Annotated in this window: 27 protein-coding genes; 4 read left to right on the top strand and 23 right to left on the bottom strand. The window is 27.9% G+C overall.

All coding sequences use genetic code 4. From position 1 onward, the window contains the following. Window positions 1–2 precede the first annotated feature (2 nt). The 10 genes from HGG69_RS01490 to HGG69_RS01445 are packed head-to-tail and all read right to left on the bottom strand — an operon-like array spanning window position 3 to window position 8575. Window positions 3–1022: an ECF transporter S component gene (locus tag HGG69_RS01490; RefSeq protein WP_237077104.1), complete on the bottom strand. Its 1020-nt coding sequence runs from the start codon at window positions 1020–1022 to the stop codon at window positions 3–5. A 53-nt stretch (window positions 1023–1075) separates the two neighbouring features. Beyond that, a complete protein-coding gene (locus tag HGG69_RS01485; protein ID WP_169605043.1) occupies window positions 1076–2110 on the bottom strand; it encodes a YhjD/YihY/BrkB family envelope integrity protein in 1035 nt (344 codons plus the stop codon). Next, on the bottom strand, window positions 2110–3540 hold the full coding sequence (gene gatB / locus HGG69_RS01480; RefSeq protein WP_169605042.1) for an Asp-tRNA(Asn)/Glu-tRNA(Gln) amidotransferase subunit GatB: 1431 nt from the start codon (window positions 3538–3540) through the stop codon (window positions 2110–2112). The genes HGG69_RS01485 and gatB overlap by 1 nt, the downstream gene beginning before the upstream one ends. Beyond that, complete coding sequence (locus HGG69_RS01475; protein ID WP_169605041.1) at window positions 3540–4856, bottom strand: amidase family protein; 1317 nt, start codon at window positions 4854–4856, stop codon at window positions 3540–3542. The genes gatB and HGG69_RS01475 overlap by 1 nt, the downstream gene beginning before the upstream one ends. Further along, window positions 4849–5142, bottom strand: a complete 294-nt coding sequence (locus HGG69_RS01470; RefSeq protein ID WP_169605040.1) for an Asp-tRNA(Asn)/Glu-tRNA(Gln) amidotransferase subunit GatC — start codon at window positions 5140–5142, stop codon at window positions 4849–4851. The genes HGG69_RS01475 and HGG69_RS01470 overlap by 8 nt, the downstream gene beginning before the upstream one ends. A gap of 12 nt (window positions 5143–5154) precedes the next feature. Further along, complete coding sequence (locus HGG69_RS01465; RefSeq protein ID WP_169605039.1) at window positions 5155–5991, bottom strand: RluA family pseudouridine synthase; 837 nt, start codon at window positions 5989–5991, stop codon at window positions 5155–5157. Further along, window positions 5978–6625 carry an SMC-Scp complex subunit ScpB gene (scpB, locus tag HGG69_RS01460; protein WP_169605038.1) on the bottom strand — a complete coding sequence of 216 codons (648 nt, stop codon included), beginning with the start codon at window positions 6623–6625 and terminating at the stop codon, window positions 5978–5980. The genes HGG69_RS01465 and scpB overlap by 14 nt, the downstream gene beginning before the upstream one ends. Further along, a complete protein-coding gene (locus HGG69_RS01455; protein WP_169605037.1) occupies window positions 6609–7382 on the bottom strand; it encodes a segregation/condensation protein A in 774 nt (257 codons plus the stop codon). Before HGG69_RS01455 ends, scpB begins: the two co-directional genes overlap by 17 nt. A gap of 3 nt (window positions 7383–7385) precedes the next feature. Further along, a complete protein-coding gene (locus HGG69_RS01450) occupies window positions 7386–8243 on the bottom strand; it encodes a lysophospholipid acyltransferase family protein (RefSeq protein ID WP_169605036.1) in 858 nt (285 codons plus the stop codon). 2 nt (window positions 8244–8245) lie between these two features. Further along, entirely contained in the window at window positions 8246–8575 is a 330-nt protein-coding gene (locus HGG69_RS01445; RefSeq protein ID WP_169605035.1) for a 4'-phosphopantetheinyl transferase superfamily protein, read from the bottom strand. Window positions 8576–8713: 138 nt separating this feature from the next. On the opposite strand from HGG69_RS01445, the gene recU reads away from it, so the two are divergent. Beyond that, a complete protein-coding gene (gene recU / locus HGG69_RS01440; RefSeq protein WP_169605034.1) occupies window positions 8714–9205 on the top strand; it encodes a Holliday junction resolvase RecU in 492 nt (163 codons plus the stop codon). On the opposite strand, the gene HGG69_RS01435 is transcribed toward recU, so the two are convergent. The 6 genes from HGG69_RS01435 to HGG69_RS03165 form a co-directional block, all read right to left on the bottom strand. Continuing rightward, window positions 9198–9470: an HU family DNA-binding protein gene (locus tag HGG69_RS01435; protein WP_169605033.1), complete on the bottom strand. Its 273-nt coding sequence runs from the start codon at window positions 9468–9470 to the stop codon at window positions 9198–9200. The two genes, recU and HGG69_RS01435, sit on opposite strands and share 8 nt — an antisense overlap. 7 nt (window positions 9471–9477) lie before the next feature. Further along, window positions 9478–10473, bottom strand: a complete 996-nt coding sequence (locus HGG69_RS01430) for an NAD(P)H-dependent glycerol-3-phosphate dehydrogenase (RefSeq protein WP_169605032.1) — start codon at window positions 10471–10473, stop codon at window positions 9478–9480. After that, window positions 10466–11782, bottom strand: coding sequence for a ribosome biogenesis GTPase Der (gene der, locus HGG69_RS01425; protein WP_169605031.1), 1317 nt, complete (start codon window positions 11780–11782; stop codon window positions 10466–10468). Before der ends, HGG69_RS01430 begins: the two co-directional genes overlap by 8 nt. A 2-nt stretch (window positions 11783–11784) precedes the next feature. Continuing rightward, window positions 11785–12453 (bottom strand): (d)CMP kinase, encoded by a 669-nt coding sequence (cmk, locus tag HGG69_RS01420; protein ID WP_169605030.1) that lies wholly within the window; start codon window positions 12451–12453, stop codon window positions 11785–11787. 10 nt (window positions 12454–12463) lie between these two features. After that, entirely contained in the window at window positions 12464–12880 is a 417-nt protein-coding gene (locus tag HGG69_RS01415) for a hypothetical protein (RefSeq protein WP_169605029.1), read from the bottom strand. A gap of 256 nt (window positions 12881–13136) precedes the next feature. Then, window positions 13137–14243 carry a DnaJ domain-containing protein gene (locus HGG69_RS03165; RefSeq protein ID WP_169605028.1) on the bottom strand — a complete coding sequence of 369 codons (1107 nt, stop codon included), beginning with the start codon at window positions 14241–14243 and terminating at the stop codon, window positions 13137–13139. Window positions 14244–14323: 80 nt separating this feature from the next. On the opposite strand from HGG69_RS03165, the gene HGG69_RS01405 reads away from it, so the two are divergent. Then, window positions 14324–14737, top strand: a complete 414-nt coding sequence (locus tag HGG69_RS01405; protein WP_169605027.1) for an OsmC family protein — start codon at window positions 14324–14326, stop codon at window positions 14735–14737. A gap of 58 nt (window positions 14738–14795) precedes the next feature. Here HGG69_RS01405 and prmC read toward each other — a convergent pair whose 3' ends face one another. From prmC to HGG69_RS01375, 6 genes are all read right to left on the bottom strand, one after another. After that, the gene (gene prmC / locus HGG69_RS01400; RefSeq protein WP_237077119.1) at window positions 14796–15551 is read right to left on the bottom strand and encodes a peptide chain release factor N(5)-glutamine methyltransferase; all 756 of its coding nucleotides are present in this window, start codon (window positions 15549–15551) and stop codon (window positions 14796–14798) included. A 67-nt stretch (window positions 15552–15618) separates the two neighbouring features. Then, window positions 15619–16125: a hypothetical protein gene (locus tag HGG69_RS01395; RefSeq protein ID WP_169605026.1), complete on the bottom strand. Its 507-nt coding sequence runs from the start codon at window positions 16123–16125 to the stop codon at window positions 15619–15621. Window positions 16126–16289: 164 nt separating this feature from the next. Next, window positions 16290–17375, bottom strand: coding sequence for a peptide chain release factor 1 (gene prfA / locus HGG69_RS01390; protein WP_169605025.1), 1086 nt, complete (start codon window positions 17373–17375; stop codon window positions 16290–16292). A 77-nt stretch (window positions 17376–17452) separates the two neighbouring features. Beyond that, window positions 17453–18445: a hypothetical protein gene (locus HGG69_RS01385; protein WP_169605024.1), complete on the bottom strand. Its 993-nt coding sequence runs from the start codon at window positions 18443–18445 to the stop codon at window positions 17453–17455. Window positions 18446–18524: 79 nt separating this feature from the next. After that, window positions 18525–19475 (bottom strand): hypothetical protein, encoded by a 951-nt coding sequence (locus tag HGG69_RS01380; RefSeq protein ID WP_169605023.1) that lies wholly within the window; start codon window positions 19473–19475, stop codon window positions 18525–18527. Window positions 19476–19527: 52 nt separating this feature from the next. Beyond that, complete coding sequence (locus HGG69_RS01375) at window positions 19528–20433, bottom strand: RluA family pseudouridine synthase (protein ID WP_169605022.1); 906 nt, start codon at window positions 20431–20433, stop codon at window positions 19528–19530. Window positions 20434–20533: 100 nt separating this feature from the next. Here HGG69_RS01375 and HGG69_RS01370 point away from each other — a divergent pair, with 100 nt between their 5' ends. Both HGG69_RS01370 and HGG69_RS01365 read left to right on the top strand, forming a co-directional pair. Next, entirely contained in the window at window positions 20534–21637 is a 1104-nt protein-coding gene (locus HGG69_RS01370) for a hypothetical protein (protein ID WP_169605021.1), read from the top strand. A 2-nt stretch (window positions 21638–21639) separates the two neighbouring features. Next, a complete protein-coding gene (locus tag HGG69_RS01365; RefSeq protein WP_169605020.1) occupies window positions 21640–22002 on the top strand; it encodes a YigZ family protein in 363 nt (120 codons plus the stop codon). A gap of 34 nt (window positions 22003–22036) precedes the next feature. Here the strand turns inward: HGG69_RS01365 and pyk are convergent, their stop codons facing one another. Beyond that, window positions 22037–23428, bottom strand: a complete 1392-nt coding sequence (gene pyk, locus HGG69_RS01360; protein WP_169605019.1) for a pyruvate kinase — start codon at window positions 23426–23428, stop codon at window positions 22037–22039. Window positions 23429–23491 lie beyond the last annotated feature (63 nt).

Below are 23491 nucleotides of genomic sequence, written 5' to 3'. Positions count from 1 at the left end.
TTTTAATAACCAGCAACGCTTTTTTTTGATATTAATGGTTTTATTATTCTATATGCTGTATATATAACAATTAAGTTGAATCAAATTTTTACCGGGCTCAATAATGTGTGCCCCGTGATATTTACTCAAAAATCAGTTTTTAATGATAGTGTATCTCCTAATGATAGTAGTACGACATTTATAAACTCTAATAAGGCGCAAAATGAAATTGCCGCCATAATTTCGATGAATCTTTGATATTTTCTTCTTAAAAAGATTCTATAAATAACTACACCTAAAGCCATTGTAGCAAAACCACTCGTTGTAATAACCATATAGAATCATTTACTTTTAATAAAACGATTGTTTGTAAATACTGTTTCGGGAATAAAACTCAATATTGAAATTATAATTAAAACTTGCAATAACAACAATGTCACCGTAGAAATAAATGCAAAATTTATTAACTCAGTGGGTTTAGCTTTTGATTCAATCAAAATTAACTTAACTTCATAATAACCAATTTTTTCTGATAATATTTGGGCTTGATCAAAATCAGCTTCATTAATGGCTATTTTTTGCAAATTATTGTAGTAGTCGATAATTGCTTTTAATTTATATTTTTTGTAACGATACGAGAATAATATTCCACCTAGATTAAAGAAATATCAAGCAATTAACCCAGGTATAATTCCGGCTGTTGCTACTGCTAATGTATAAAGAAAATTATAATAAGTAGGAACTAAAGCAAAAGAAATTAAATCTGCTAAAATACCGGTAATAGCCCCGATGAACGGACCAAATATGAACCCAGTAATTTTAACTGGTAAACCAATAAATGAAAATTTAAAACTCGGTAATGCATTAATTGGCAATATACGCACTGATATGATAAAGAATACAACACTAATAGCAATTAAAACGCCGACAAACGCTATTTTTTTAACACTTCATCTTGTGAAGTTTATATCAGTTTGTTTGCGCAACCAATCTAAATAATGTTTAATTCCTCCAGGTACTTTTTCCATATTTTTTCCTTTCATAACAATTATAGTTTATTGATAGATTTATATGCTTATATTAATATATTTATATTTTAAATACGACGTGTTTTTTTAGAAATTGTTTGCGATGAAACAAATGTTTTAAAAAAACTTGCATTAATTAATACACCCATGTATGTAAAGTAAGACATGTTCATTAAGAAAAATTGTATATACATAAATGATGATAAGATACCAAATTTTTCGTAATTAATTAATGAAATTAAAAAACCAAATGAAACAACAAATATTGTTATCGGAATAGAACTTATTAACACTCCAGGCATAACTTGTGAATATTTCACCTTAAATAAAGGAGCATGATGATATAGCAACATATAAGACATCGTTAAAAACATCATGATCAAAAACGGTATAGTTACATAAAATACCATTTTGAATTGTCAAGAATCAATGTGATATCCGGCTTTAGTTTTTAAAAAATATAAAAAGGATGTAATTATTAAAAATCCAATTGTAAGAATAATGGTTAAGCAAATAACAATTCAAATACCTTTTATTCTGTTTTTAATAATATTTCCTAAATCATTATGCTCATAAAGTATAGAATTTGATTGCACAAATTTTGCATATCCACTACTTGATATTCACAATGCTGAAATCACAAATAATATAGCCACATATAATTCAGCGCTTTTTACACCGTTACTAATATTTAAAAAATTAGGAATCAGCTTATCAATACCCGGGATAATTCTACTTTGAACATAACGCAATATTTCACCGAATTCATCATTGATATTACCAATCGACGAAACAATTGCCAATACAGGTATGAATGACATAAATAAATACAACGCGAATCCTGAGGGAATAAATGCAAATTCGGGACTATTTAATTTTTTATAAGTATCATTAACAATATTTTTTGATTTTAATTTTGATGATTTAATATAATTCGGAATCGCAATTCTTAAAATGCCATAAATAAATAATTTAATAATCCTTTCGATTAAGGCTGTACCCGCTGAAAATTTTATTGAATGTCCGTGAGCGTATTTACCATAACGACTTCGTGTTTTATGTCTTCTCTTCTTAGCTCATCCTGAATTTGGTTTTCTTTGCATTATTTTTCCAATGCTTTCAATAAAATTTCTTTTGTTTGTACTGGGTTTGCTTGACCTTTTGACAATTTCATAACTTGTCCAACAACAAATTTAACTACTCTGTCTGGTCTTGTTGTGTATTCTTCCATTAAATCTTTATTCGAGTTTAAAATTTCATTTATCATACTTGTTATTTCTAATGATAAATCCTTTGCTTTTAAATCATTAGATTTAATGATTTCTTCAATGTTTATGTTTTCTTCAAGCATTCTAGAATTCATAATTACATTCAATGAATGTTTTAGCAATTTGTTTTCTTCCATTTGTTCAATTATAAAAACGAATTCTTCATAAGATAAAGGTAATTCAGATATTTGAATTGATTTTTCATTCAAAAATGAAACAATTTGACTGAAAAATATATTGGTTATTTTCTTTAAACTTATGTTTGAAATATTACATAATCTATCAATGAAATTAGCATACTCCATATTTTGTATCAATTGTTCATACTGAACATTGTTTAAATTATTTTCAATATATCTTTGTTTTCTTTCTCATGGTAATTCATCAACATTTACTGAATTTATTAATTCATCAGTTAATTGAATAATGGGAATGTTTGGTTCTGGAAAATATTTATAATCAACTGCTGAAGATTTTGAACGCATCATTTTATTTGTTTGTGATGCTTCGTCAAATCTTTTTGTTTGTTGTTCAAATTCAATACCTTTTTCATGCTGTTCAATTTGTCATTGCATTTCGTATTCAATAGCTTTTTCAACATTTGATAATGAATTCAAGTTTTTGATTTCAACACGAGTATTGAATTGTTCTGTACCTTTTTCTCTTACTGATATATTAACGTCAGCTCTTAAAGAACCTTCACTCATTTTAGCATCCGATATCCCTAACGACAACGCTATTAATCTTATATTATTGATGTATTCTACAGCTTCTTTAGCACTTTTGATAACTGGTTTTGAAACAATTTCAATCAATGGTACTCCGGCACGGTTGTAATTAATGAAAGTGGTATCACCTTCATGTATTTGTTTAGCTGTATCCTCTTCTAAATGTATTCTTTCGATATCAATATTTTTTATTTTATTATTAATTTCAATGGGTAAAACACCATCTGAACCTATTGGTCTAAATTGTTGAGTTATTTGATAACCTTTTGGTAAATCTGTATAAAAGTAATTTTTTCTATCAAAATGTAATTCGTTATCAACTTTCATTTTTAATGCTTTTGCCAATTTGATTCCGAATATAACTGCTTGTTTATTCAATAATGGTAATGTTCCTGGATATGCCAAATCTATTACGTTAACACCTTTATTTGGTTCTAATGAAAAAACATTCGGTGCAGAAGAAAACATTTTAGTTTTTGTGTTTAATTCTAAGTGAATTTCAATACCTATAACTGGTTCTCAATCTTTTTTAAACATTATTTCTCCTTCAATATTTGTTCAAGATATAAAGCATTTTGAAGCATTTTAACATCATTAAATTTTTCAGCATCAATAGCCAAAGAAAATGGCATATTATTATTACAAATACCCATTGGCAAAGTCATTGATGGATTACCCGTTAAATTTGAATTCGTTAATATGAAATCAAAAAAACATTCAGTACTTTGTGTATTGAATTTAGGTGCCGAAGATTTGCTTGCCGGGTAAATAAACACGTCATGATTTTTATGAATGCTAGTAAAATAATCACTAATGTAATGACGCATTTTTTGAGCTTTTAGTAAATACTTTTGTTGGTTTTCTTTTTCTAAATAATATGAACCTAAAATTAATCTTCGTTGAACCATAGGACCAAAACCATGTTGTCTTGTTTTAATAAAAGTATCTTCTCAATCTTTTCCTTCAATTTGTTCCCCAAAATGAACTCCGGTTAAATTAGCTAAATTAGAACTAGCTTCAGTAAATGCAATTATTTGGTAAACAACATTAATAGAATTCAATAGGTCTTCATCAATCTTGATTTCCACCATTTCAATATTTTCGGCTTTTAATTTTGCGATAGTTTTTTGATACTCTTCTTTTACTTCATTATCTAAATACTCACTGACTTGTAAATATGCAACTTTTCTTGGTTTGACTGGTTTAATGTTTTTTGACTCGAATCTTAAATCTTGAGAAGAGTTATCGTTTTTAAAATCTGGTTGAAATAATACGTTTGCTATTTTAAATGAATCATATACATCGTGAGTCAATCACCCGACAGTATCTAAAGATGAAGCAAAAGCAAATAACCCAAAACGCGAAACAGCTCCGTATGAAGGTTTAAATCCTACCTTACCAACAAAAGAAGCAGGTACACGAACTGAGTCCCCTGTATCTGAACCAATTGCAAAAGAAATATTTTCAGTTAAGGTTGCTGCAGAACCTGAAGATGATCCACCCACTAGGTATTCTTTGTTTAATGGGTTTTTTACAAGTCCGTATGCTGAATATTCACCTGTGCCACCTAGTCCAAACTCATCCAAGTTTGTTTTAAAAGCACAAACAGCTCCAGCGTTATTCAATAAATTAACTACTGTTGCATCGTAATAAGGTATAAAATTTTCTAATATTTTGCTTGAACCGTGGGTAACTGCATCAGCTGTTGCATAATTATTTTTTAATGAATATACTGCATTGGCTAATGAACCATTTTTGTTAAGTTTTTGATTTTCGTAAACAAACGCAACAGCATTGTTTTTGTCATTTTTAGCTTGTTCAATAGCTTTTTCTAAATTACCTAAATTATTCATTGACTACTCTTTTCATTGTTACAAAATCATTGTCATGTTTTTTTGCGTTGTTTAATATATTTTCTTTTTCAATAGTTGTACCAACAATATCATCACGAAGTAAATCGAAAGAAATTAATTCACTATTAATGTGCGTCATAGGTTCGATATTATCTAGATCAAATTTAGACAATAATTCTAAATGGGATTTAATGTTTTCGTGTTCTTTTTCAAGCATTTGAAACACTTCTTCTTTAGGCTCAAATAATAATAATTTGGCTAATTCAGTCATTTTTGATTTGGTCATTTTTCTCCTTTTCTATCATTTAGGGAATGAAATGAATTGTTGATCGTTTAAGTGATCTCATTTTTTATCTAAATTATGTAATGTAATGCTATATGCATGTAAAAAGACTCTGTGTGAACGTTTTCCGCCGTATTTTCTATCTCCTAGGATAGGTTTTTGTAAATATTCCAATGTTGCTCGAATTTGATGCTTTTTACCTGTAAATATTTGTGCATATTTCTTACCGTTTTCAACTCATAATCTTGTTTGTGCGCGCACGCCGAATTTGTTTTCTCGATCTACTTTCATTTTTTGTTTTTCAATATCTTTTTTCAATCTTACTGTCAATGTTTCATCACCTTCAAAATCACTTTGGAATTGATATATTTTTTCAAAATCATTGATTTTTTTATTAAATTCGACTAATGTTGCGTAATTTTTAGCATATATAACTAATCCAGATGTAACTTTGTCTAAACGGCCTATTGATGACGGAGTAAAAGTATCAGTTTTCACAAATTTTAAATATGTTAAAACTTGATTATTTAATGAATCATCTTCGCCTGACATAGCCACTCCAGCTTTTTTGTCGACAATCAAGATATCATCATCTTCATATATTTTTTTAAAAGTAACATTGGTTTTTTGGATATGTTCTTTCTTTTGAGCATCTTCAATTGAATAAATTACAATCAAATCATTGGCTTTCAGTTTGTATTGTTTATCGTTTGTTTTTTCACCATTAACTCTAATATCTTTGTTACGAAATATTTTTTCAATACGCGAGATTGGAACATTGTTAGCTGATTTTTTAACAAACGAAAGTAATGTTCTTCCTTCATCATTTTTAGTAGCTTTAATTTTCAACATATTCAACCTCTATCATTTCTTTTTCTTCAGTATTTTCAATTTGATTTAATTCTTCAGATTGACGTTGAGAGTTAAATAAGTCAAATTCATCTTCCTCTAAATTTCCTTCTTCGTTGTAATTGTTGAACTCAGGGAAGGGAGGCAATTCTGATAAAGATTGGATTTTAAAATAATCATAAAATTTATCAGTGATACCATACAAAATAGGGCTTCCCGGCGTAGGAGCTACACCAACTTCTTCAATGATTCCTTTAGTTAATAAATTTATAACAATACCATCACTTACCACGCCCCTGATATTGTTTATCATAGAACGAGTTACTGGTTGTTTATAAGCAATAATTCCAGCTGTTTCAATAGCAGCTTGTGACAAATTTTGTCTTTTAACAATTGTTACCAAATCGCTGATGACTTCTTTAGCTTCTTCAGTAGTTAAAAATTTAAAAATATCATTGAATTCATAAACATTAATACCTCTATCTTGTTTATTAAATTCTTCTTTAAATTCTTTTAAAAGTTTTCTTGAAATAGTTATAGATTCAAGTTTTAAAACTTCTTTTAATTGACTAGCACTTAACCCATCATCTCCTTGAACATAAATTAAGGCTTCAATTATTTTAGTATAGTGTTCCATATTCTTTTCCTTTTCTTACGTTTATGATTTCAATATCATCGTTTTGTTCGATAACGACTTGTTGTTGTCTAGAAAGATCTAACAACGCAATTAAACTAATTACAAAATGTCCAGTAGAAGGCACTGTGAATATATCTTCAAATGTTAATTCGTCTTTAGTTTTTAATAAGTTTATAATTCTTTGTTTTTGTTCTTCAGGTGATACGTTTTGTGTTTTTAGCGAGATTTGTTTTAAAGACTCAGCATAAGTTCTTTCAAACATTCTTCTTAAAATAATTGTCAATCTAGTTGGGGAAGAATGCCCATCCAATACTGAATCATCTATAGGTCTAACAAAATCAGTTAAATCACTGGGTTGTTTTTGAAATAATTGTTTCCGAGCAATCTCTTGTTCTCTCAAGGTTTGCGAAATTTTTTTAAAACTTTGATATTCGGCTATTTGTTGAAGAAGACGTTTTTTCTCTTCCTTAACTTGTTCTTCTTCTTCAGGATCTTTTAATATCATTCTTGCTTTTAAATGAATTAAATTAGCGGCCATCACTAAGTACTCGCTAGCAGTGTCAAAATCGCTATCAGATAAATTTTGAATAATTTGTAAATATTGAGTTGCCAATTCATTTAAATCAATGTCAAAAATATTAGTATCTTTGTTTTTGATTAAACTGACTAACAAATCCAAGGGGCCGTTAAAGTCACCTATATTAAAAACTAAATTTTCGCTATATAAACTTGTTTCTTGTGGCTTTTCTTGAGTCATTATTTATAGACCTTTCTTTTCAAGTTTAGCTTGTTTTTTAGCTTCTTTTCTTTCTTGTTTTTCTGCGTATGATAATTTATTAGGATTTTCTTTTTTAACTTTTTCGCTTACATAAACGTCTTGTTTTAAATATTGAGATTCAACAGTTCTTTGAACGTATTGAGCAATCTCAATTGTGTTACTTCTTTGTACTGATAAATCATTGATTGGTTTATGGAAAATAACCTCAACATCTATACTATTGCAACGTTTTGGATCGGCTGCCAATCCTGAGTTATTAATTGTTACAGGCACAATTTTGTAAAACTTAGATTTTGCAATTTTAAACGCTCCTGGTTTAAAGTCTAACAATTCGCTTGTTTTGCTTCTTGTTCCCTCAGGGAATATTACTGCATAAGATTTGTTTTCTTTAGCAAATGTACCTAATGAGTCCATGGTGATAAGTGTTTTTCTTAAACTTTTACGATTGATAAAAAATGTATCAATCAAATCTAAAATTCTTCTTGTTGTTTTATGATCTTGTAATTCTTGTTTAGCTAAAAATGTTGTCATTTTGTTATTAACGTTTTTATCTTTAGTTTGTTTAGCTAGTGCGGCCATCATTATGACTGGGTCTAAATCGCTAACATGGTTCGGATATAGTATCGCTGTATTTTTTGGTAAATTTTCATATCCTTTAACAACAACGTTTATTTTCATAATTTTTAAAAATTTTTTTGCTCTCGCCAATAATCAATCATGTCTATCTTGTGCAGAAAACATTGCTGGTGATTTTTGATATTGTTTAGATCTTCTCATGATTCCCAGTAATTTAAGACCTAAATAAGGGCTTAATAAAATCATTTTTGTTTTTAAATTCATAGTTACTCCTTTATTTTAATTGCACTTGCAATTACATATTCTCCATCATGACTAACTGAAATTGAATAATTTTCATAAGTATACACGTCGTTTATTTTCTTAATATCAATTTCAGAGTACTTGTAATTTTGATTGTCTGCTTTAAATAAGGCTTCTTTAATAGCTCACCTCGTTGCTAAAAATAAAGTTTTTGTATTTTCTTTTAAAAATTTCTCGTTACGAAGTTTTTTAAAAATTTCAGCTTCATTTGGCGATAAAAATCTCTCTATTGTTTTCCGATTGATTTTTTTAAATCTTTTTACAAGTGCAATGTCAATTCCGTGTTTAATCATAATTAAAAATTATAGATTAAAAATAAGCATTTAAAGGGAATTGGTGTTTTTCTATAGAAAAACCATAGTTTAACAAAAAACTTTTATATTTTAGAAATCAATTGATTTTTTTACTTTTATAAATAAAGAAAGGTAAAAATGAAAAATAAAGGAATGCTCTTAGAGTCGATAATAAATAAATCTAACGATAATTATTTTAGAAATCAAATTGCTTATGTGCAGAAAAAAAATTTAGACATAAAATTCAAAAAAGTACTCAAAAACAGTGGTAATTTAACATTGGAAGGCGCAAATATATTTAGCAAATCAACTGTAGATTATTATGGTATATACAATGGGAAATTTTTAGCGTTCGAAGCAAAAGAATGTAATGAAAGTCCGTTATTATTTCAAAATTTAAAAAAACACCAAATGCGATATTTGGAGCTTATTGAATATTTTGGAGGATTTGCATTTTATATTATTTTATTTAAAAAAGAAAGCTTATTCTTTTTAATAAAAGCAACTGATTTACATAAATTTTTTCAAAATAAAAAATCCCTCAAAATTGAAGATTGTGTTGAAATTGGTCAACAAATCGATTTAATTTTTCCCGGAATTTTAAATTATATAGATTATTTAATTAATTAAATTTTGCTTTAGCATTTTTAGAAAATTTGAACTTAGGTTCATTTTTTGCTGGAATGATTAATTTTTCCTTGCTAAATGTATTGATTGTTTCTTTTTCTGGTTTACTTTGAATCACAAATGTTCCAAAACCAGATATTGAGACTTTATTACCTTTTTTTAATTCTTCAAATATAACGCTTTCAATAGTGTCATAAATTCTCATTGTCTCAACATTTGTATAACCCAGTCTTTCTGCGACTGTAACTATTAATTCTTTTTTATTCATGATTCCTCTATTCTTCGCTTTTTAAATCTCGTTGTATTAATTGTTTTAACATATTTTCTATATCAACTTGTTCATAAATGACTTTGTAAAGCCCGTGAGTTATTGGCAATTCCATTTTGTTTGCTTTAATGACGTTATTGTATATTGCATTTAAAGCAGTTAAACCCTCAACTGTCATGTTAGTTTCAAGTGCTTTTTGACCTTGTTTAGCAAATAAAACACCGAAACTGAAGTTTCTAGAAAATTCGCTGAAGGCAGTAACGATAAGATCACCTATACCAGTAAGTCCAAATAAGGTTTCTAATTTTCCCCCGTTATATTCAGCATATTTTTTCATCTCGACAAGACCCCTTGTTATTAAAGCAGCTCTTGTATTTATTCCATATTTTTTTTGATACAAAATCCCTGAAGCAATAGCTAATATATTTTTATATATCGAACCTATTTCAGCACCAATTACATCTGTTTGTGTATACACCCTGAAGTAATGATTAGAAAATAGTTTTTGAATTTCTTTTGCTAATTCAATGTTTTCCTCAACTGCGTCTACGACTGTTATTGAATTTTTAACAATTTCTTCTGCATGGCTTGGTCCTATTAATGAAACAACACCTCTCACACATGTATTATCCGAAGTTTTGTCTTTTATTGCAGTATGCAAGGGGATTATAGTACCTGGATAAAATCCTTTAGCAATATTAATAAGAACTACTTTGGAATTTAAATTTTGTATTACATCATTTAATACACTATCCATAAACTTCGAAGGAACAGCTAGTACTATATATTCAGTATTATGAAGTGAATCTTTTAGTATGTTTGTGGTTTCGAAATTAGGTAACATTATTTCCTCTGGAAAGTATTTTGTATTTTTACCTACTTTTAACTCAGTAATTTCTTGTTCGTCAATACCGTAAATTACGACCGAATGTCCATTAGTGTGCAGAATTTTAGCGACTGCACTTCCCATTGATCCGGAACCAATTATTGTAACTCTACTCATCTTTATCCTCGTTTTTACTTCTTAATAAGATATTAATCGGTGTTCCTTCAAAATCAAAATTCATTCTTATTTGATTTTCGACATAACGTAAATAACTAAAGTGTGCATAATCTCTATTATTAACATGCAGTACAAAAGTAGGTATTTTAGCTTCTACTTGTTGCATAAATTTTATGTTCAAACGTTTACCTTTAATCGATGATGCAGGATTAACAATTTGCATCATAACTAATACTTCGTTTAATTTGTGAGTAGGGATTTTTCTTTCCATGTTTACTTTTACTTTAACAATGGTATCTTTTAATTTATCTAAACGTTGATTGTATTTAGCACTTATAAATACTATCGGTGCTCAATCAACAAATTTCAGTTCTTCTTTAAGGATTTCTTTAAACTTGCTCATTGTATATGTATCTTTTTCAATCAGATCTCATTTATTAACCACTATAATCAATGGTTTTCTTTGTTCATAAGCAAATCCAATAATACGTTTGTGAAAGTGACTCATATTTTCAGTAGCATCAAGCACTAATAACGTTAAGTCTGATTCTTCTAAAGAGTTTAAAGCTCTCATTAAAGCATAATGTTCAACACTTTCTACAAGTTTTGATTTTCTTTTTATACCGGCTGTATCAATGATTTCGAATTCTTCACCTTTGATTGAAATAATTTCACTAACTGAATCTCTCGTTGTTCCACTTACATCACTCACAATTGAACGATATGAACCAGCTATCGCATTCAGTAAAGATGATTTACCAACATTTGGTTTTCCAAGAATACTCAATTTGAATTTCTTATCTTCATCTTGATTATTTTTATCCACCTTCTCAACGATTGAATCCAGTAATTCCCCAAGACCTTCTCCATGTATTGAACTGATTGCAAATATTTCATCAAACCCAAGTGAATAAAATATTGGGTCAAATATTCCTCTTTGTCCCTCTAATTTATTGACTGCTAAAAGGCATTTTTTATTACTTTTACGCAATAAATTTGCAACGTAATAATCTTCTTTAGTTAAATCTTGTGTTCCGTCTAACATAAATACTATAATACTTGCTTCTTCAATAGCAATTTGCGCTTGAATAGTTATTTGATCTTGCATTTTATCATCAGTAAATACAGTAATACCACCAGTATCCACAATTTTGAAATCTACGCCCGCTCATGATGCTTCATCATAAATACGATCACGAGTAACTCCGGGTGTGTCGTGTACAATGGCTTTTCTTTTGTTAATCAATTTATTGAATAATGTTGACTTACCAACATTTGGTTTTCCTACAATAGCAACTAAATCTTTCATAATTAACCAATCCTTTCTTGAGCTAATTTTTTAATAACTTCATAAACTTGCTCGATTGTCAAATTAGAAGAATCTATTTTGATTGAACCTTCTGAACATATCAATGGGTCTTTTTCTCTATTCATATCTTGTTCATCACGTTCTTTTATTTGTTTTAAAACAATATCATAATCAGAAATTAAACCTAATTCTTTGTTTTGTTCCACTCTTCTTTGTGCCCTTATATTAGCGTCAGCTCATAAAAATATTTTCAATTCAGCATCAGGTAAAATTTTATACGTCGCATCGCGTCCATCAATGATTAGGCCGGGATAAGATTTTGAATATCATTGTAAAAAATTCACAACTCTTTTTCTGATTTTAGGATGAACCGCTACATTAGAAGCTTCTTGTGACACTTCGTCAAGTCTTAATTGTTTTGTAACATTTTCCTCTTTGAAATATCAATTTTCTTTTTCATCAATTTTAACATCTTCAAATCGTCACAATTTAGAAACTGCTTCTTCATTTTTTGTATCAATATTATTTCTTAAGGCTAATAACGCTGTTAAACGATATAGTGATCCACTTGAAATGAAAAAATATCCAAAATGTTTGGCCAAAAGTTGTGCAACACTAGATTTTCCAACTCCACTTGGCCCATCTATTGCGATATTAATTCTTTTCTTCATAAATACTCCCTTATATTGATAATTTGTTTGATGAAACTCGTTTTTTTAAATCATTAATTTCTTCATCTTCTAAAAATTCTTTTTCTATTCTTAGTTTTGTTCTTTTTAAGAGTTCATTATATTCTTTATCATCAATAGAAATTTCGCTCATTAAATTATTGATTTTTTCTATTGCTTGTTTTAATTGAAAATCGTGTTCTTTTTTTATATTTTTTTGTGACTGGTTAATATCAAGTCCTTGTTCAAAACAAAATTCTTTTTCTAAATTTTCAAGTTTTTTTTCAAATTCAGGAACATTTTTTTCAATATAAAAAAATGATTTTTTAAAGTTTTTTTTGTTCCTTTCAATTTGTTTGGAAATTGCATTACGTGATTTTAAATTTATACGATAACCTTGTCAATATTTTTTTCGATTTTCAGCACTCATAATAAAATTTATTATAAATAAAAAAGTTGAATTTTTGGCAAAATACAACATATTATTACCTTGATAAATACAAATAAATCAATATATGAAAAAGTCGATAAAAACTAAATATAAATTTAAGTTTTTTTTATTTATTAAAACTTGACAAAAAAACTTATTAACATCACAATGCTTAGCTAAAAATTTCAAAAAATCACTGATATTAAATTCAAATTAAAAAACGCTAAATATAAATAGCGTTTTTTAAAAGGAAAATTTATCCTTTTTGAACATCCGTTTTTCATTTGTCAAAAGTTTTATCTTTGGTGCTTGATAATACTTCTAAAATCTCTTTTTTTTCTTTTTTAGATAATTTAGGAATGTATGTTCTTATTATTACTATCATTTTTCCTAAGAAGTTTGAATTAGTGTATTGGAAACCTGCATTTTTAATAATTAATTTGTCACCATCACGTAATGAGTCATTTAATTTTAATTCCCTTTCGCCATAAGGTGTCGGGATCATAATAACTTCTTCAGCTATAATGCTTTTAATTGAAACCGGAACTTCAAGTATAATGTCGTTATCAACACGACGGAAATAATCATGATTTCTAACATTTATGTATAAATGTAAGTCTCCATGAGTACCACCATTCTTAGAAGGCACCCCAAATCCTTCAATAATTAATGCTTGACCGCTCATTATTCCAGCAGGAATTGTGATTTCTTTATCAATACGAGTTTTAACAATTCCATTGGCATTACATTTAGAACATGCTTTTTTAATTGATTTACCAGTACCGTTACATTTTTCACATGTGCTAATTGTTTGAAATAAACCGAACATGTTGCTGTTTGTTTTTCCAGAACCGTGACATGTTTTACATTTTTCAAAATCTTCTGATTTTTCAGCACCTTTTCCAGAACATTGATCACAAATATCAATTTTAGTTAAATTTAAAGTAGTTTTTTTGCCGTATACACTTTCTAAAAAATCTATAGTAATTTGGTTTTCGATATTCGCCCCTTTTTGCGGACCATAATTTCTTGAAGAAGAACCGAAAAAATCTCCGAATCCTTCAAAACCACCAAATCCTTTACTAAAGAAGTTTTTAAATATATCAGCGGCATTACCAAACCCACCGTGACCATATTGATCAAAAGCTTGATGTCCATACTTATCATATTGAGCACGTTTCTCGGCATTAGATAAAATTTCATAAGCTTCGGAAACTTCTTTAAATTTTTCCTCAGCATCTGCTTCTTTATTTCTATCTGGATGATATTTCATAGCTAATTTGCGATAAGCTGTTTTTATTTCTTTTTCTGTTGCGTTCTTTTGTATTCCAAGAACTTCATAATAATCTTTTTTGTTATTCATATAAATAATATTAGCACAAAAAGCTCAAGAGTGCCAAATAATGTATAATCTATTTATAAAAAGCAAAAAGAGGTTAAAACATGAAACAATACAAAATTCGAACAATTTACGATTTTGACAAAAAAATTGACGTAACCAAAACAAAAGATGGATTTAAAATAATACTCGATACTAACAACATTGTTTTTGCTAATCCCATTGAAACATATTTAGCATGTATTGCAGCTTGTGAAAAAGCATTTATAAATACTTATGCAAAAGAACAAAAAATAAAAATAGAATCTTTAATTATAACAATTAACGCTTCACGAGATCCTGGTTCAAATAAATATGTCGGAATGAAAGATTTTAAATTTGAATACGATATCACAGCCGATTGTACTCATGAACAAATGAGTACAATCATTGAAAAAACTATTGAAAAATGTCCTATTTATCAAACAATTGATAAATCAGTTAATATATTGCACGAATTAAATTTCATTCAAAAATAATTTTATTTCATTGAACATAAAAAAACAACGCAATTATGTATTATGCGCTGTTTTTTTATTATGAGTTGTTTCTAAGAATTGCAAATCGGTATTTACCATTAATATCTTTAATAAATTCAATATTATATCCGATTGTTTTTTCTTTCATTAAAGGAAAAATGTGATCAGAAATTTCCAAGTACAGTTTGCCATTTTTTGTTAAATAATTGTTCATATTTTTGATGATTATGTCATAAAAATAATATCCATTATCCTTTGCGAACAAAGCTTGGTGTGGCTCGTGTTTTAAAACCGAATCAGATAATTGTTCAGTATAAGGAATATAGGGAGGATTGCTAATTATATAGTCATATTTTTCATTTATATTCGAGAATAAATCCGATTGAATGATATTAACATTCATTTCTAGTTCTTTAGCGTTTAACTTGATTTGCTCTATTGCTTCGCTATCAATATCTGCCAACGTAATATCCAAAAGAGGAAAATTGTTTTTTAAACTTAACCCTATGCAGCCACTACCCGCGCACATATCAAGTACTTTCGCTGTACTTTTTGTACTAATTGATTCATTTGAATGAAAAATATTCAATAATTCTTCGGTTTCATAACGCGGTATCAAAACATTTTTATTTACATTTATTTTTGTTTTATTAAAATACACATACCCTATGATTTTTTGCACAGGCATGTCATCTTCTAATAATTCAAGTTCTTCATTTGTTATTTTTAAATCCAGATTATATCTTCATTTTTCTCTAATTAAATCGTCTTTTGTAGGCATTATTTCCTTTGCATTTTTCTTTGATTTAATCATATATCAAATTTAAATATATTTAAAAAAAACAAATAAAAACAGTACTTCAATAAGTACTGTAATTAATTTATTTTTTCAAGTCCATTAAACTGCTTTTTAATTTTAGTGGATTTTGAAATCCTTTGGTTGCAATTTTAATTTTTGTATTATTTGTACCAGTTATTAATATTAAATCCATTTTTTTGCACTCTATATTAGCAATTTGATTTAAATTTAGTTTGGTTTTTTTGCCCAACATTCCTGTATATTCTACAAAATCTTCAGTTATATTTACACACACGTTTTTTATTGCTAAATAAGCTTGAGCAATACCAGAAATTATAATAAAAATAAATACTATTAAAAACATAATTCCAAATACTCTAAGGGTTTGACCAGTTGAATATAATGAGGTTTCGTCAGCGAAAGTTTTAATGATAGATGCGTAAATGCCATCTTCTTTCATGGCAGCTGCGAATTGTAATAGTCCAGATGCATTAGAAATAAATGGAATAGTCAATAAAGCTAAAATAAGGGCTATTAAACTTGAAATAGAAGCCATTATTATTTGTTTTTTTAAATTAATTTTATACATTGGATACCTTTCTTTTTTTTATTGATAGATTTCTATCAGTTTAAATTATGTTTTTTTTTTTTTTTTGTTGCAATTATTTGAAAAAAATTAAATTTTGTCAATGAAAATCAATCTTTAGTACTAAAAAAAATAAAAATCAATGACATTGTCATTGACTGTGATAATTATTTTGCTTCACCTATCATTTTGATTTTTTCAGCTTTTTCTTCTGAAAGTAAGGCATCGATTATTAAATTGAATTTACCATCAATAATTGATTTCAATGAAGCATTGAAACTAATTCTATGATCAGTAACACGATCTTGAGGATAATTATATGTTCTAATTTTTTCAGAACGATCCCCTGATCCTGTTAATTTACGTAACGCTGATTCTTCTTGCTCTCTTTTTTGCATTTCTATTTCATATATTTTTGATCGAATCAATTTCATAGCTTGTAAACGGTTGGCAATTTGCGAGCGTTCATCTTGCGATGTTACAACAATACCTGTAGGAATGTGTGTAATACGTACGGCGCTATCAGTTGTATTAACCGATTGCCCACCAGCTCCTGATGAACGATAAGTATCAATTTTTAAATCGTTTGGTTTAATATCTACATCCACATCGTCTTCAACCGCTGGTAAAACAGTTACTGTAACAGTTGATGTGTGCACTCTACCTTGAGTTTCAGTTGCTGGAATACGTTGAACTCTATGAACACCCCGTTCAAATTTTAATTTTGAAAAGACTTTATCACCACTAACTGAAAAAATAATTTGACTAAATCCTCCGGCTGCACCAAATGTTGTGTCAATAACACTGATTTTCATATCATTGTCATCACAATATTTTTGATACATTTTAAACAAATCACCGGCAAAAATATTTGCCTCATCTCCTCCGGCAGCTCCCCTTATTTCCATGATAACATCTCGTTCATCATTTTCATCTTTAGGTAATAATAATATTTTCAGCTCGTCTTCTGTTTCAGTCATGATTTTTTCAGATGAATCAATATCTAATTTTGCTAATTCGATAAATTCAGCATCTTTTTCATTTTTCAGGATTTCTTTAGCTTGTAATAATGTTTCCTCAGCGTTTAAAAATTTTAAAAATGATTTGTATATATCCTTGATTGAGTTTTGCTCCTTTTGTAGTTTTGTATATTTTTTAATATCTTCATAAACATTTGGGTCTTGTAAAGAAGATTCTATATCTTCGTATTTAGCTTTAATTGCTAATAAACTTGTGTACATTGTCTTTTCCATAGTAAATTTAATTATATAAAAATGGCTTCTTTTTTAACAAAATTTAAAAAAAACAGCTTCAAAGCTGCTTTAAATAATTATTTATTTGTTTTTTTTAACATATTGATTCAAGATTGATGTCTTACGAAATCAAGTAATTCGTAAACATCGAACACTTGAAGGGTTTGATCTTCGAATATAACATTTATTTTTAACGAAGGTTTGAATGATAATAAAAACATTTCGTTAGTGTTTGTTAAAACTAAAGAGTTTTTGTTTTTTGTTTTATAAACTTGATATAAGTTTGTTCTATCAACAAATAACATTTCCGGTTTGATATCACCTTTGTTGATTTTATGTTGCAACTCGACACTGTTCATTCAATTAATTTGTTTTTCAATTGTTGATGAATAGTCTTTTGTGTAGTCAATAATGTTTTCAGTAATTGACTTTTGATATTCTTCGTTGAAATAATTTCCATACACAGTGTATGTTTTTACATAATGTTTGTAGTAGTTGGTTATAGCTTCGATTTCCAGAGCATTTGAGTACGCTTTCTTGAAATTTAACTTTTCTATATCTCTATACATTTTATCTAGTTTCATAATACCTATAATTATTGCAGGTGGTTGTTTTTCTAATTTTAATTGCTCAATGTCTAAAGAAAATGTTTTATTTGATTGATTTTTATATGTTTTAGATAGTTCATTTTTAACATCTTCTTCAATGTTTTTTGAATGATATTGTAAGTCTTTAAATTTGACTTTTAACACAATAAAACTATATAATGCACAACCAGTTATTAACACAACAGTTATTGCTAATGCAGCAATGTACATGTAAGCTTGATTTATGTTAGTTTTATTTTTTAGTAAAAAAATTATTTTTACAACTACGTAAATATCAAAACCAATAATTGCAAAAACGTAAATTATTAAATTAATAATGACTGGGTTAGATCATTTAAGTCCATAAACAAATGGTTTTTTCAATTTGTATCCTGTGATGTTTTTTGAATTTGTTATTGAAATTGGAAAACTTTTACAGAATTTGTAAGACATTCATAATGTTACAAATATGGCAAATAACATTAGTCATATTGTAATATTGGTTAAAAAATTAGGTTGCTGGGTTTGCTGTGAAGTCGTTTCAGTGGTTTGTAATAATGTATTATTGAACATTTTCTTCTCCTTTTGATTCGGCAGCTAAATAAATGCGCGCAATTTTAATTCTCAGTTGCATATCATTTAATTCATCAGCGCCATAAATGTTTAACTTTTCAGCCATAGAAATTAATTTTGGTCTATCAAATTCCTTCATTACTTGGTAATATTTTGAATTAATAATTTCCTTGTCTTCTGCAGACGCATTTTCTTCTTCGGGATTATAAGTAAACACTTCGGAAGATTGATTTGTTTGAGTTGTATTTTGTTGATTGTTCACTGATTCTGTATTTGGTGTTATAAAAGGAAACATTGGAAACATAGGATTTTGTCCTTGGTTTTTCATAATCATTTCTTGAAGTTTTCTTTGTTTTTCAAGCACATCAATTCTAATAAATGTTTTAACAATTGCTTTACATTTATTTCCGACGGTAAAGTGTCCAATCAAAATAAATATAGTTGAAGCCAATATTAAAATTGTATTTATATCTTTTGATAAAGGAACAATAGTTTCTTTCATTGTAATTAATTTTTGTGAAGTTGTAAAAACAAAGAATATAACTACCATAACAATGTAACGGAAGTGACCTAAATTGAAACGAGCATAATCTTTTGTAATCATAGCCCTTTTCATACCAGTGATATAAGTTATCAACATTGAGGCAGAGATTATTAAAAAGATAATTGATTTAAACAATAATGATCAAATCATGTACGAATTTGTATTTGAAAATTCAGTAGTATCAATGTTGTTATTTGATTTTGATTGAATTCATTGATCTATGAATTCTTTGTAGTAATTCATCAAACATAATGTTGTGATTACAGTCGCTAATGTCATTAATAAAAATATTGACAATATAACTCCGTATCAAATAAAAAACGGTCTATATTTGTGTTTATCATTTTTCATTAACTCTTCTTTTGATGAAATGTTTTGTTCTTCAAATGGGTTCATTTTTCTCCTTAAACTTATGTAAATTATATATTAACAATAATTTTCATTTGTATTAATCTTTATTTGGTAAGTTTTTCATGTCTTTAATCATTTTTCAGGGTAATTCAGTTTCAAATGTCATCATTTCTCCGTTTGGATGTTTAAACGATATTTTATATGCATGCAATCTTTGGTTAAAGCAATCAATTTCTTTTCCATAAACGGGATCGCCATATACAGGATGTTTAATATATGATAAATGTACTCTGATTTGATGAGTTCTTCCAGTGCTCAATTCACACTCAACCAATGTCTTCTCTTCATTATTGACCCTTACATAATCCAGTACTGTGACTTTAGTTCTAGCTTCTTTTGAATTCGTTTTAGTAACTGCCATTTTTTGACGGTTTTTTTGATCTCTTCCTATTGGTAAATCAATGTTTGTTATTTTGTTTTCAATAACTCCGTCAACAATCGCTATATAGTGTCTGTCTATTTTGTGACCCTTCAATTGGTCTGCTAGAAAACGATGTGTTTCATTGTCTTTAGCAACTAACATAAGCCCACTTGTATCTTTATCCAATCTATGCACAATTCCTAAACGATTTAAGCCATTTTCATTACTCAAATTATTTTTAAAATGATACATAAGTGCATTTACCAATGTATCTCTATAATTTCCCGGTGCGGGGTGCGTTACCATTCCCGATTTTTTATATATTACTAATAATTTTTCATCTTCATAAACAATATTAATATCAATGTTTTGAGGTTCAATATTAACTTGTTTATCAATCAATTTTTCAACATGAATTAATTGACCTGTATTAACTGTAAATTTGTTTTTATTTACGCGAACACCATCTACTGTGACAGCCCCCTGAGAAATGAGCTCTTGGATGTTGTTACGTGTAATTTCAGTATTATTAGTAATATATTTATCGATACGGTCGCAATATTCTGCAATAATTTTTAACATTTTTAAATTATATCAATATTTAAATTGTGTATGCACAATATTAAATTAAATGTTTATCTATAGTTAATTTTATTATAATAGTTTTATAGAAAGGTGTTATATGGATAAAGAAAAATATAATAAATTGAAAGCTCATGCTTTAAACTTTGTTAAACAAGAAGACATCGAAGAGTTGGAAAGATGCGGAGTTGACATGGAAGAATTTTTCAAACAATTTGAAAATTTACCAGCTATAAACAATCCATACTCAAACGTTAACATAAATAATCAAGCTGTAATAAATACACAAGAATTACAGAATCAATTTGAGCAATATTTAAATGCAGTAAATAGTGAGGATGAGGAAGAAGAATATGAATTCTATGAATACATGCATTGTCACGATCCCGAATTATTAGCACTGGAAAAAGATTTAATACATGGAAGATTCGACTTGGTTGAACAAAAAATTCGCAATTTTACTGACGATTATAAATATTTTGGTTTTTTAACATTGGCAGATATAGAAAACGATTCGTTTATTAATCATTGATTACAAAAAGATTCTGAAAACACAGTAGCTAAATTGAGTAAAGCCTATTGATATTTAGTTAGCGGAAAAAAAATTAGAGGATCAAAATTAGCAATTGAAACGAATGAAGATTCTTTGAGATTATTTACTGAATACATAAACCATGCTGCTGAATTATTAAACTCAATAGAGTTTAATAAAACTGATTTTAAAATCAGTTATATTATTATTAAATTACACATTTCAAAAATTCTTGAACCTGAAAATAGAAAAAGAATACATGATTTGTTCGAAGAAGGAATAAATATTGACCCTAGAAATATAGGACTACATATTGCATACTTTGAAGCCATAGCACTTAAATGAGGTGGATTACAAACTGAAGTAGATAGTTATTTAGAAAATGCATTACAAAATAAAAATGAATTATTAGAATGATGCATCAAATCGATTTTTTATTGAGATGTCATAAGTTACTTCGAATATCAAGACGAACAATTAAATAAAGGAATCAATAATTTTATTGAAGAAATGATTCAAACCGACATTCCAAATAATTTATACAGATATATTTTGTTTTTAAATTTATATAGACTTGCATTTATTACTGAAAATGAACAACTTGAAAACTTTTTCTATAACTTAGTTAAACCATACTGAGATGATAGAATAGATGAAGATAAAATAAATTAATTATGTTTGAATACGAAATAAATAAATCAAGGTTCATCGGAATAATTTATAATGTCCATACAGAAGATGAAGTAAAAGAAATAATTAAAAAATTATGATCAGAAAACAAAAGAGCTAGACATATTTGCTTTGCATATCGTTTAATTTCCAATGGGGTATTTAATGAAAAGGGAGATGACAATGGAGAACCCAAGGGTTCTGCTGGATTGCCACTTTTAAATCTTCTCCAATTAAAAAAAGCTGAAAATGTTTTAGTAGTGGTTATTCGTTATTTTGGGGGCAAATTACTCGGAAGATCTCGTTTACCTGGGGCTTATATAAAAGCAGCTAATGGTGCTTATAATAAATACTTAGGAGACAAATAAAAAACTCTTTCAATAATATTGAACGAGTTTTTTATTATATTTTCAATGCTTTAAATTTTACTGAGTCATCAATATTAAATTGATCAAGTATTTTTTGAGAAGGTTGATGCGTTTTTGAAAAGTTATTAAATTCTTCTTCATTATCATATAAGGATGTCACGTTATGAATCAAAGCAATGGAATTATTTTTGCTTTTTTTATCAAAAATAGCAATAATTTTTGAATACGGTCTATATTTTGATATTATCTTTAAATTTTCAGGATTTTCAGTGTATACAAATATATATTCTATTTTTTCATCGTGAGTTTTTTGGGCTAAATCATATGCATAATATTCTTTAGGATTTGATTCAAAAAAAAGTTTATCAATGTAATATCTATAGCTAATAGTGTCTTGAATAAAATCCGATTGCGCTTTTTTATTTATTTCATTCATAATAAATACTGAACGATCAGGGAAATTTCCTGAAGCTGTTTCACCACTCAACATAGTTGCATCCGTACCTAATTCATTAGCTCAGTAAACATCAGTAACTTCAGCTCTAGTAGGCAAAGGAGATTTTTCCATTGAGTCAAGCATTTGTGTTGCAACGATCACTTCTTTATTTAATTTGTTACATTCTTTAATAATGAATTTTTGAATATCGGGAACATTATAATATGGAATTTCTAATCCCAAATCGCCTCGCGCTATCATGATTGAATCACTGTAATTTATAATATCAACAATATTTTTAACTCCAGATACAGATTCAATCTTTGAACACACTCTTATGTTTTCACCGCCATTATTTTTTAAAAATTCACGCAATTCAATTAAGTTTTCTTTACTGTTTACAAAACTCGCCGCAATAATATCGACACCGTAACTGATTCCAAATAAAATATCTTGTTTATCTTTTTTTGAAAGAAATGGTAATGAAAATTCAATACCAGGAATATTAATTCTTTTGTTTGTTTTTAAGTTGTGTCCATTAAATGTTTTAACATAAACCACATTATCGATTATATTTTGAACAACTGTTTTTAGTTTACCATCATCCAATAAAACTTCGTCTCCGATTTTTAAATCTTTGTGCATTTCATATGACACACAAACTCTTTGGCTGTTACCAACATAATCTGCATAAACATTTGCGTCACAAAGAAGTTCCAATGTTTGATTTTTTTCTATTTTAACAATATTGTTTTCTACTTTACCTATTCTTATTTCTGGACCTTTTGTATCTAACAGCGTTGCAATTGAAATATTCAATTCTTTTGAAATTTGTTTCGCAATGTCGAATTTGTGTTTATGATCTTCACCAGATCCGTGACTAAAATTAGCACGAACAACATTTACCCCGTTTAGTATTAATTTCTTTATTGTATCGTAATTGTCTGAAGCAGGACCTATAGTGGCTACTATTTTTGTTTTATTAAACATATATCTCCCTTATTTACATCTTTATCATTTATAAATTATAAATTATTGAAGGTTAAAAATATT

Origin of the sequence: Mycoplasma phocoenae, from assembly GCF_012934855.1 — a bacterium.
In the GTDB taxonomy this organism is placed as follows: Bacteria; Bacillota_I; Bacilli_A; order Mycoplasmatales; family Metamycoplasmataceae; genus Metamycoplasma; species Metamycoplasma phocoenae.
This window is presented reverse-complemented; position numbering and strand designations above follow the sequence as displayed.